General features: G+C 74.6%; 9 protein-coding genes and 1 riboswitch. Of the genes, 3 read left to right on the top strand and 6 right to left on the bottom strand.

Features of this window, described 5'->3' with window-relative positions; genetic code table 11:
* Position 1 precedes the first annotated feature (1 nt).
* The 4 genes from ACF1BN_RS09830 to ACF1BN_RS09815 all read right to left on the bottom strand — a co-directional run bounded on the left by ACF1BN_RS09830 (position 2) and on the right by ACF1BN_RS09815 (position 4,323).
* Positions 2 to 1,534 (bottom strand): cobyric acid synthase, encoded by a 1,533-nt coding sequence (locus ACF1BN_RS09830; protein WP_392331080.1) that lies wholly within the window; start codon positions 1,532 to 1,534, stop codon positions 2 to 4.
* Positions 1,531 to 2,505: a cobalamin biosynthesis protein gene (locus ACF1BN_RS09825; protein WP_392331079.1), complete on the bottom strand. Its 975-nt coding sequence runs from the start codon at positions 2,503 to 2,505 to the stop codon at positions 1,531 to 1,533. The genes ACF1BN_RS09830 and ACF1BN_RS09825 overlap by 4 nt, the downstream gene beginning before the upstream one ends.
* 54 nt (positions 2,506 to 2,559) lie before the next feature.
* A riboswitch (cobalamin riboswitch) is annotated at positions 2,560 to 2,641 on the bottom strand.
* A gap of 157 nt (positions 2,642 to 2,798) precedes the next feature.
* Complete coding sequence (locus ACF1BN_RS09820) at positions 2,799 to 3,020, bottom strand: hypothetical protein (RefSeq protein ID WP_376605914.1); 222 nt, start codon at positions 3,018 to 3,020, stop codon at positions 2,799 to 2,801.
* 28 nt (positions 3,021 to 3,048) lie between these two features.
* Positions 3,049 to 4,323, bottom strand: a complete 1,275-nt coding sequence (locus ACF1BN_RS09815; protein WP_392331078.1) for an anion permease — start codon at positions 4,321 to 4,323, stop codon at positions 3,049 to 3,051.
* A gap of 431 nt (positions 4,324 to 4,754) precedes the next feature.
* On the opposite strand from ACF1BN_RS09815, the gene ACF1BN_RS09810 reads away from it, so the two are divergent.
* Complete coding sequence (locus tag ACF1BN_RS09810; protein WP_392331077.1) at positions 4,755 to 5,864, top strand: alpha/beta hydrolase; 1,110 nt, start codon at positions 4,755 to 4,757, stop codon at positions 5,862 to 5,864.
* 135 nt (positions 5,865 to 5,999) lie between these two features.
* A complete protein-coding gene (locus ACF1BN_RS09805) occupies positions 6,000 to 7,439 on the top strand; it encodes a hypothetical protein (RefSeq protein WP_392331076.1) in 1,440 nt (479 codons plus the stop codon).
* 67 nt (positions 7,440 to 7,506) lie between these two features.
* Here ACF1BN_RS09805 and ACF1BN_RS09800 read toward each other — a convergent pair whose 3' ends face one another.
* Positions 7,507 to 7,905: a VOC family protein gene (locus tag ACF1BN_RS09800; protein WP_392331075.1), complete on the bottom strand. Its 399-nt coding sequence runs from the start codon at positions 7,903 to 7,905 to the stop codon at positions 7,507 to 7,509.
* 66 nt (positions 7,906 to 7,971) lie between these two features.
* Complete coding sequence (locus tag ACF1BN_RS09795; RefSeq protein ID WP_392331074.1) at positions 7,972 to 8,865, bottom strand: neutral zinc metallopeptidase; 894 nt, start codon at positions 8,863 to 8,865, stop codon at positions 7,972 to 7,974.
* 279 nt (positions 8,866 to 9,144) lie between these two features.
* Between ACF1BN_RS09795 and ACF1BN_RS09790 the strand changes: the two genes are divergently transcribed.
* Positions 9,145 to 10,743, top strand: a complete 1,599-nt coding sequence (locus ACF1BN_RS09790) for an ABC-F family ATP-binding cassette domain-containing protein (protein ID WP_392331073.1) — start codon at positions 9,145 to 9,147, stop codon at positions 10,741 to 10,743.
* The last annotated feature ends 51 nt before the right edge of the window (positions 10,744 to 10,794 follow it).

Genomic DNA, 10,794 nt, shown 5'->3' with positions numbered 1-10,794 from the left:
CTCACGGCGCCCCCGGCGGGACGAACGGCAGCCCCTTGGGCGCGCCCTCCTCGATGAGCCGCAGCAGCGCGTCCGTGTCGGCGTGCTCCTCGATCAGGTCGCCGAGGCGGTCGAGCTGCTCCTCGCGCAGGGTGTGGAAGGACGTGTCCGGGGCCGGGACGAAGGACCGTCCGGCGGCCGCCGCCACCTCCCGGAGGAAGGCGCGGCGGAAGGCGTCGCTCTCCAGGGAGCCGTGCCAGTGGGTGCCCCAGACGGCGCCGACGCGGCAGCCGTCGAGGCCGCGGCCCCTGCCGTCGGAGATGAACGCCTCCCCGCCGCGCACGTCCGCGACGCCGTGGTGGATCTCGTACCCCTCGACCGGTTCGCCGAGCGCCTCGCCGACCGGCCGGGCGAGGGTCTTCTCGCGCGCGAACCGGACCCGTACGGGCAGCAGTCCGAGTCCGTCGACGGCGCCCGCCCTCGATTCGACCTCGTCCTCGATGTGCTCGCCGAGCGCCTGGAAGCCGCCGCAGATCCCCAGCACCGGACGCCCCTCGGCGGCCCGCCGGGCGATCGCGCCGGCGAGGCCCCGCTCGCGCAGCCAGGCCAGTGCCCTGACCGTGCCGCGGGTGCCCGGCAGGACGACGAGGTCCGCGTCGGCCAGCTCCTCCGGCCGGTCGACGAACCGCACGATCACGCCCGGCTCGGCGGCCAGCGCGTCGACGTCGGTGAAGTTCGACATCAGGGGGACGGCGCAGACGGCGACCCGCAGCACGTCCGCCCCGAGCGGCGGCGCGACGACGGACTCGCGGACGGTCCCGCGCAGCGAGACCCGCAGGCCGTCCTCCTCGTCGATGCCGAGCCCGTGCGCGTACGGCAGGACACCGAGGGTCCGGCGGCCGGTGAGGCCGTGCAGCATGTCGAGCCCGGGTTCGAGGAGCGTCACGTCGCCCCGGAACTTGTTCACCAGGTATCCGGCGATCAGCTCCTGGTCCTCGGGGGCGAGCAGCGCCGTCGTGCCGAAGAACTGGGCGAAGACCCCGCCCCGGTCGATGTCGCCGACCACGACCACGGGGAGCCGGGCGGCCCGCGCGATGCCCATGTTGACGATGTCGGTGCGGCGCAGGTTGATCTCGGCCGGGCTTCCCGCGCCCTCGCAGATCACCGCGTCGTGGGTGGCCCGCAGCTCCTCCAGGCAGGCGAGGACCGGCTCGAAGAGGGTCTGCTGCCGGCCCCCGTGGTAGCCCTTGGCGCTCATCTCGCCGACCGGCTTGCCCATGAGGACGACCTGGCTGGACCGGTCGCCGCCCGGCTTGAGCAGCACCGGGTTCATCAGGGCGGTCGGCTCGACGCGGGCGGCCTGGGCCTGCATGGCCTGGGCGCGGCCTATCTCGGCGCCCTCCCGCGTCACGAAGGAGTTGAGGGACATGTTCTGTCCCTTGAACGGCGCCACCTTGACGCCCTGCCGGACCAGCCAGCGGCAGATGCCCGCCGTGACGACGCTCTTGCCCGCGTCGGAGGTCGTCCCGGCGACGAGCAGCCCCCCACCCCTCACTTCGTCCTCCGCTTCACCGTGTCGGTCAAGATCCGGCCGCCGACGCAGGCGGCCAGGGTCAGCCAGGTCACCCGGCGGGAGAGCCGGACGGCCCGGTCGATGTCGGCGACCTCGACGGGCCGCCCCCCGCCGTTGAGGACGGGCCGGTGCTCGACCCGTCCGCCGTACGAGAGGGTCCCCCCGAGCCGTACCCCGAGGGCGCCCGCGAACGCCGCCTCGACCGGTCCGGCGTTGGGGCTGGGGTGCCGGGAGGCGTCGGCCCGCCAGGCGCGTGCGGCGCCGCGCGGGTCGCCGCCGGCGACGGTCGCGAGGGCGGCGGTGAGCCGGGCGCCGGGCCAGCCGGCCAGGTCGTCGAGGCGGGCGGAGGCCCAGCCGTAGCGGCGGTACCGGGGCGATCTGTGGCCGACCATGGCGTCCAGGGTGTTGACGGCGCGGAAGCCGAGCAGACCGGGCACGCCCGCGACCGCGCCCCAGACGAGGGCGCCGACGACGGCGTCGGAGGTGTTCTCGGCGACGGACTCGACGACCGCGCGGGCCATCGCGGGCCCGTCCAGGGCCTGCGGGTCGCGCCCGACGAGGTGCGGCATCCGCTCCCGGGCGACCTCCAGGTCGCCGACGGCGAGCGCCCCGCCGATGGCGCGGGCCTCGCGGCCCAGGGTGGTCCCGCCGACGACGGCCCACACGGCGGCGGCGGTCAGCGCGGCGGAGGCCGCCCGGCTGCCCCGGGCGGTACGGGCCGCGAGCGCCCCGGCGGCGGCGGCGCCGCCCGCGCAGACGGCGGTGTGCAGGGCGCCCCGGCCGCGGTGGTCGCGCCAGAGGCGCTGCTCGACGGCGGCGGCGGCCCGGCCGAAGGCGGCGACGGGGTGGCCGCGGCGCGGGTCGCCGACGATCAGGTCGACGGCGAGGCCGGCGGCGGCTCCGGTCGCGAAGACCGCGGTGGCTCGGGAGGCCCTGGGGGTGCGGCCGGGCATGGCGGCGTGTCCTCACTCAGGGTCCGCGCCCTGGCTCGACGTGACCGGCGGCGAGAGTTCCTGGCTCCCGGCCCCGGGTGTGCGCGGGGCCGGTCACAGTGGCGGGACCGCGCCGGATTCGCACCGGGCTTCCTCTCCATTGCCGCCGTATTGGCCCCGGCAGTCCACCACGCCCCGCGAAGGGCCGTCAACCCAGCCTTGACCTGCGACGGATCACTGTGCGAAGCGCCACAGACACGAGGGCCGGGCCCGCCCTCGGAAGAGGTGCGGGCCCGGCCCCGGAGCGTCGTGGATCAGACGACGATGAGGTAGATGCCGTACGCGACGGCGGCGGCGCAGAGCGCGAAGCAGGCGTAGGCGCCGGTGCGGGCGAGGGCCGCGGAGCCTCCGCGGGCCGCGGCCTCCTCCTGCTTGGTGAGGCCGACGATGCCGAGGGTGAAGAGGCCCACGAGGGCGACGGTCGCCACGAGGCTGACTCCGAAGACGGAGCCGAGAGCTGCCCAGTCGATCTTCATGGCTTGGTTTCCCGTTTCCTTGGAGGTCTCAGACCGCGGCGGCGGGGGCCGGGGGAGCGGCGGGGTCGTTCGGCCCCGGCGCGTGGATGGTGGTCTTCAGGCCGTCGTCCGCGACGGCGGCGACGGTGCCGGCCGGCGGCGGGGAGACGGCCGCGATGGCCGTGGTCACGACACCGGGGGTGCCGGAGTCCGGGCCGTCGACGTCGTCGCCGTTCACGTTGTTGTGGTCGACCGGCTCGCGGCGGGAGAGCGCCCAGATCACGGCCGAGCCGCCGATCAGGACGAAGGCCGTGGCGGCGATGCCCCAGGGGCCCTGCTTGGTGAGGAACTCCGCGCCGGCGCCGACGAGGCCGGCGGCCGGGAGGGTCAGGCCCCAGGCGACGAACATCCGGGTGGCGGTCGACCAGCGGACGACACCGCCCTTGCGGCCGAGGCCGGCGCCCATCACGGCACCCGAGCAGGACTGGGTGGTGGAGAGCGAGAAGCCGAGGTGCGAGGAGGCCAGGATGACCGTGGCGGCGCTGGTCTGGGCGGCGAAGCCCTGCTGCGGCTGGAGGTCGGTGAGGCCCTTGCCCATGGTGCGGATGATGCGCCAGCCGCCGAGGTAGGTGCCGAGCGCGATGGCGACACCGGCGGAGACGATGACCCACATGGGCGGGTTCGAGCCGGGGGCGACGACGCCCTGCGTGACCAGGGCGAGGGTGATGATGCCCATCGTCTTCTGGGCGTCGTTGGTGCCGTGGGCGAGGGAGACGAGACCGGCGGAGGCGATCTGGCCGGCCCGGTAGCCCTTGGCCGTGGCCTTCGCCTCGGGGTTGGCCTTGATCTTGTACGTCAGCTTGGTCGCGGCCATCGCGGCGAGACCGGCGACGAGGGGCGCCGCGATCGCCGGGATGAGGACCTTGGTGACGATGGTGGAGCCGTTCACGGCCGACCAGCCGGCCGACATCACCGCGGCGCCGATGAGGCCGCCGAAGAGGGCGTGGGAGGAGCTGGACGGCAGGCCCAGGAGCCAGGTCAGCAGATTCCACAGGATGGCGCCGACGAGGGCCGCGAAGATCACTTCTGTGCGGATGCCCTCTTCGTTGATGATCCCGCCGGAGATCGTCTTGGCGACCTCGACGGACAGGAAGGCGCCGACCAGGTTCAGCACGGCGGACATGGCCACCGCCGTCTTCGGCTTGAGCGCACCGGTCGAGATGGTCGTGGCCATCGCGTTGGCGGTGTCGTGGAAACCGTTCGTGAAATCGAACACGAGAGCTGTCACGACCACAATGGCGAGCAGCAGCGTGATGTGTTCCATTTACCCAGGCAATCGTTTGACGTCAGTGGCTGGACGAACGTAGGCAACCTGAGTGAACGGAAGGTGAACTGGGCGGGGCATCACGGTGTCCCGAACCGGTGTCGCGAGATTCCGCTTCGCCTCCAGGATGCCCCCGTGTCCACCATCCGGTCACCCCGCAACCCCGGGTAATCCCGCCCTGAACGGGACGCACCGGACCCGAGCCGCCTTCACCGCGATCGGCGCGTTCCACGCCCTGGACGGGTTCATCCGCACGGGGCACCCGCGGAGGAGACGCTCGTCACCCTCCCGGGGCGTCCCCGAGGGCCGCCCCCGGGCTTTCCGGCCCGAACCCGCCGGGCTTCCCCGGGAGCCCGGGCTCCCCGGGCCCTCGGGCACCCGTGCGGCCCCGTCCGGTGGCAGCCCGCGGATCCCGTGCCGAGACTGGGAGCGTGCGCCCGGCTACAGCGACGGCAGCGGCCGTCACCACCCTGATCGGTGTCGGCGCGGCCGCGGTGGCGGCCGCCCGCCACGCCGGCGACGTCGCGCTCAGGCCGGCGTCCGGACGGCCCCTCCCCGGCGACCCCAAGCTCACCGTGCACGCCACGGGACCCGAGCGGGTCACCCTCACCCGCAGCCTCGCCTCGCTCCGCCCCGGTACGTACGGGATGACGGCACCCGGAGTGCACGCGGTCACCGGACCCGTCCTCGACCGCGTCCCGCACACCGCGGACACCGTCGTGCGCCGCCTCGAACGCGTGGAGCGGGGCGCGCTCGGGCCCGGCAGCCGCGTCCGGCTCACGCCGCAGCTGCACACCGGCACCCCGGAGACCGCCCTCGGCCTCTTCCACGAGGACGTCGAGATCCCCGGCGAGCTCGGCCCGCTGCCCGCCTGGCTGGTCACCGGCCCCCGCTCCACCTGGGTGGTCGCCCTGCACGGCCTGACCGCCGGCCGCGAGCACACGCTGAACCTCGTCCCCTTCTACGCGCGCCGCCGCGTCCCGGTCCTCGTCCCCGCCTACCGCGGCGACGCGGGCGCCCCCTCGCCGGCCGACGGCCTCTCCCAGCTCGGCGACACCGAGTGGCGCGACGTCGACGCGGTCCTGCGGTACGCGGTCCGGCGCGGCGCGACCAAGATCGTGCTGCACGGCTGGGGCACCGGCGCGACGATGGCGCTGCGCGCGGCGGCCGAGTCCGGCGTACGCGACCGCATCGCCGGCCTCGTCCTCGACTCCCCGGTCCTCGACTGGGAGGCCACCGTCCGCAACCTCGCGGCGGCGCGGGGCGTCCCCGGCCCGCTGGTCCCGCTCGCCGTCCGCGCCGCGCTCGGCCGCACCGGCCCGCACCCCGGCCACACGGCGGGCCTCCGCGTCCCGGTCCTGCTGGCCCACGGCCCCGACGACACGATCGCCCCCTGGGAGCCGTCCGTCGAACTGGCCGCCCGCCGTCCGGACCTGGTGACCCTCCTCCCGGTCCGCCAGGCCCCCCACACGGCCATGTGGAACGCCGACCCCCTCCGCTACGAGGAAGCCCTCCGCCGCTTCCTCACCCCCCTGATGTGACCCCGCGGGCGGCCGCCGGAGCGCCGCCCGCCCCCGGACCCGCCCGCCCCCGCAGGGAGGCGGACACCCGGCGTCCCGCCGTGGCACGCGGCATTCCGATTGGGCTTTCGGGCCGTCAGCGGGAAGACTGCCCCCGTGACGTCTCGAAAGCCCGATGAACCATTGGCGCGCAACTCCAGACTCCGACTCGTCCGTCCGCGGTCGCTGGCCACCGCCCGACGGGCCGCGACGACGCGGCGCACCCGGCCTGCCCCGAGGCCGCCCGAGGGCACCCCGCCCCGCGCGGAGCTGGCCCGCCAGGCCCGGCTCGTCCTCGCCGACGCCGTACGGATCGCCCGCTGGGCCGCCGCGCCGCGCGGCCCGCAGGCGGGTCCCCGGGCGGTCGCCGCCGACGCCTCCGCTTCCGCCCCGCTCGACGGCCCCGCGGCCGCCGAACGGGCCGCCGCCGACCTCGGCCTGACACCGGCTCGGGTCCGGGCCGGCTGGGACCGGGCCCGGCTGGCCGGCCTCGTCGAGCTGCACGGCGCCACCGTCCGCCCCGGCTGGCGGCTCCAGGCGTGGGACCGCGACGACTCCGCGGTGCTCCGCGGCTGGGTCGCGCTCCTCGACGCCTGGTCGCTGGTCCACCCCGCCCCGGAGGGCGTCGCGCCGGGCGCGGTCGCGGAGGTCGTGGAGGCGGTGCCGCAGGTCCTCTCGCTGCTCCAGCTCTCCCAGGGCCCCGTCCTCCTCCCCGCCCTGCTGGACCTCCTCGGCCAGCGCGTGGACGAACTGCGCGAGGAGCGCTGCGAGGTGCCGGACGACGGCGCCCCCGCCCCCGTGGCTCCGCCGGCCCCGGCCGAGCGGCTGCCCGCGCTCCTCGACTGGGCCCTGGAGGGCCTCGCCGAGGTCGGCGCGCTCACCCTCGACCCGGCGGGGCCGGAGGGACGTCACGCGACCCTGACCCCGCTCGGCAACTGGGCGGTCTGGGTCAAGCTGGAGCAGATCTGCGTGGCCGCCCAGAGCCCCGCGGGCAACATCGAGCAGTCCGCCGCCGACATGCTCCGCGGCTGCGCCCGGCTCACCCCCGGACCGGCCCGCGACGAGTACCGCGCCTGGCTCGCCGCCCGCCCGCTGGCCGGCGCGGTCGCCGAACTCCTCGCCGCCGCCCGCGGCGAGGACGCCCTGCTGCGCGGGCTCGCCTTCGAGGCGCTGCGGGTCGTCGGCGCCCCCGCCGAGGCGGAGGTCCGCGCCGCGGTCGCCGAGCCCTCGCTGCGCCCGTACGCGCTGCTGTGGCTCGCCGAGTACGACGGCACCGACCCCGACGACGCCGCCGAGGTCCTGACCCGGGAGGAGGCGACCTGGCTCTGGGTGGACACGGCCGCCGCCGTCGCCGACCACGGCGAGAGCGAGCTGCTGGTACGGCACCTGGACTCGGCCGTCCAGGGCACGGTGCCCGCGCTGCTCGACGAGGTCAGGGCCGTCGGCCACCCGCGTACCGTGCAGGTGCTGGTGGCGCTGGCCGCCGCCCACCCGGACCCGGCCCTGGCGAAGGCCGTGCGCCGGGCCGCCTTCCAGGTCCACACCGGGGGCGCCTGACGGGACGCCGGGACCGGGCCCGCCGCACCGCGGGAACCGACCGGCCCGGCCCGGTCCGCCGACCGGCCTAGTCGCTGCCGGGGGCGTACGTGCCGAAGCTCCACACGTTGCCCTCGGCGTCCTTCGCCATGTAGTCCCGGGAGCCGTAGTCCTGGTCGGTGGGGGGCATCACGATCTCCACGCCGTGCGCGACCGCCCGGGCGTGGTGCTCGTCGACGTCCCGGACGCGGACGTAGATCCCCACCGGGCCGCCCGCGCCCATCGCCTTGTCGAAGACGCTGTCGGTGCCGGTGCTGCCGAGCATCACCGTGCCGTTGCCGTAGCTCAGCTCGGCGTGCGCGACGAGGCCGTCCTCGCCCTCGTACACCGCCGTGGCGGTGAAGCCGAACGCCTCCGTGAGCAGCGTGATCGCCGCCTTGGCGTCGCGGTACTTCAGCGCCGGACAGATGTCGGGTGCCTCGGACATGCCGTCACTCCCTCTCGGTTCGGCCGAATGTGACCTGGGACACAGTCTCTCAGGCGGCCGGGGCGATCAGCGGAAGGTGTTGCACCGGGCCATGTCACCGGTCCGGTACCCCGTGTAGAACCACTGCTGCCGCTGTTCGGCCGAGCCGTGCGTCCAGCTCTCCGGGGTCACCCGGCCCTGGAAGCGCTCCTGGATCCGGTCGTCGCCGACCGCCGCCGCCGCGTCCAGGCCGTCCCGGATGTCGGCGTCGTCGAGCCGGGCGATCAGCGGCCGGCCGGTGGACTCGTCCGGGGTGCTCGTCGCGTGCCGGGCCCACACGCCCGCGTAGCAGTCGGCCTGGAGCTCGACCCGGACGGCGTTGGAGTCGGCCCCGGTCCGCCCGTCCTGGGCCCGGCTGAGCGTCCCCATCAGGTTCTGCACATGGTGCCCGTACTCGTGGGCCACCACGTACGCCTCGGCGAAGGGGCCGCCGCCGGAGCCGAACTTGGTCCGCAGCTCGTCGAAGAAGCCGAGGTCCAGGTAGACCCGCCGGTCGCCCGGGCAGTAGAAGGGGCCGACCGCCGAGCTCGCCGCCCCGCAGGCGGTGTTCACCCGCTGGCTGAACAGCACGGTGGAGGCGTCCCCGTAGGTGCCGCCCCGGCGCCGGTACTCGCCGCGCCAGAAGTCCTGGACGCTGTTGACGACGGCCACGGTCCGGCAGTCCGGCCGGCTGTTGGCGTCCGCCCCGGTCCGGCAGGACCGGTTCACCTCGGCCGCGGAGGAGGCGCCGACGGCGGGTTCCTCCTCGCCGCCGGAGGAGAGCCCCAGCTGGTCGGGGCCGACTCCGAAGAGGACGCCGAGGATCAGGGCGATGAAGCCGATGATGCCGCCGCCGACGGTCGCCTTCCCGCCGGGGATGCGGCTGCCGCGGACGTCCTTCACCTCGGAGGTGTCCAGACGGGCGTCGTCGTCGAACTGCACGGTCCACCTCCGCGTCACCGCGACGGCCCGACCGCCGCCCTCCGCCGAGTATCAGCCGATCTTCCGCGCCCCGCCCCTTTTGTTCCCTCTGGTACGGACTGAGAGATAGGTCCCGATCTGCCCCTCGTCGCCCGCGTGGCCGAAAACCAGTTGCAGGCGCCCGATAGAATGGCCGTATGGACATTCTCCCCTGGGACATCCTCCCCTGGGTGCACTAGCGGCGCCGCAGCCCGTCACCAGCCGTCATCCGCCGTTTTCCCACCGCCCTGGAGTCTGTCCGTGATCACCGCTTCCGGCATCGAGCTGCGCGCCGGTGCCCGCATCCTCATCGAGAACGCTTCCTTCCGCGTCGCCAAGGGTGACCGCATCGGCCTCGTCGGCCGCAACGGCGCGGGCAAGACCACCCTCACCAAGTGCCTGGCCGGCGAGGGCCAGCCCGCCGGCGGCACCATCGCCCGCTCCGGCGAGGTCGGCTACCTCCCGCAGGACCCCCGCACCGGCGACCTCGACATCCTCGCCCGCGACCGGGTCCTCTCCGCCCGCGGTCTCGACGTTCTCCTGCGCAAGATGCGGCAGAACGAGGAGCGGATCGCCACCGGCGCCGGCGCCACCCGCGAGAAGGCCCTCAAGCAGTACGAGCGCCAGGAGACCGAGTTCCTCACCAAGGGCGGGTACGCCGCCGAGGCCGAGGCGGCCACCATCGCCGCCGCCCTGGGCCTGCCCGACCGGGTCCTCGGCCAGCCGCTGCACACCCTCTCCGGCGGTCAGCGCCGGCGGATCGAGCTGGCCCGGATCCTCTTCTCGGACGCGGACACCCTGCTCCTCGACGAGCCGACGAACCACCTCGACGCCGACTCGATCGTCTGGCTGCGCGACTACCTCAAGAGCTACCGCGGCGGCTTCATCGTGATCTCCCACGACGTCGATCTGGTCGAGACCGTCGTCAACAAGGTCTTCTACCTGGACGCCAACCGCTCCACCATCGACGTCTACAACATGGGCTGGAAGCTCTACCAGCAGCAGCGCGAGGCCGACGAGAAGCGCCGCAAGCGCGAGCGCCAGAACGCCGAGAAGAAGGCCGCCGCGCTCAACTCGCAGGCCGACAAGATGCGCGCCAAGGCCACCAAGACGGTCGCCGCGCAGAACATGGCCAAGCGCGCCGAGCGCCTGCTCTCCGGCCTGGAGGCGGTCCGCGTCTCGGACAAGGTCGCCAAGCTGCGCTTCCCGGAGCCCGCGCCCTGCGGCAAGACCCCGCTCACCGCGGAGGGCCTGTCCAAGTCGTACGGCTCCCTGGAGATCTTCACCGACGTCGACCTCGCCATCGACAAGGGCTCCCGCGTCGTCATCCTCGGCCTCAACGGCGCCGGCAAGACGACCCTGCTCCGCCTCCTCGGCGGGGTCGAGCAGCCCGACACCGGCGAGGTCACCCCCGGCCACGGCCTCAAGCTCGGCTACTACGCCCAGGAGCACGAGACCCTGGACCCGGAGCGCACGGTCCTGGAGAACATGCGCTCCGCCGCCCCCGACCTCGACCTCGTCGAGGTCCGCAAGACGCTCGGCACCTTCCTCTTCTCCGGCGACGACGTCGACAAGCCGGCCGGAGTGCTCTCCGGCGGCGAGAAGACCCGGCTGGCGCTCGCCACCCTGGTCGTCTCCTCGGCCAACGTGCTCCTGCTCGACGAGCCCACCAACAACCTCGACCCCGCCAGCCGCGAGGAGATCCTCGGCGCGCTGCGCACCTACAAGGGCGCGGTCGTCCTGGTCACCCACGACGAGGGCGCCGTCGAGGCGCTGGATCCCGAGCGGATCATCCTGCTCCCGGACGGCGTCGAGGACCTGTGGGGCCCCGACTACGCGGACCTCGTCGCCCTGGCCTGAGAGCGGACTGGATCATTCGGCTCATCGCCGGATCCGTCATCTGAGTGAGAA

The organism is Streptomyces sp. NPDC014861 (genome assembly GCF_043081625.1).
Classification (GTDB): domain Bacteria; phylum Actinomycetota; class Actinomycetes; order Streptomycetales; family Streptomycetaceae; genus Streptomyces.
Note: the sequence above shows the minus strand (reverse complement) of the source record. Positions and strands in the feature narration are given on the sequence as shown.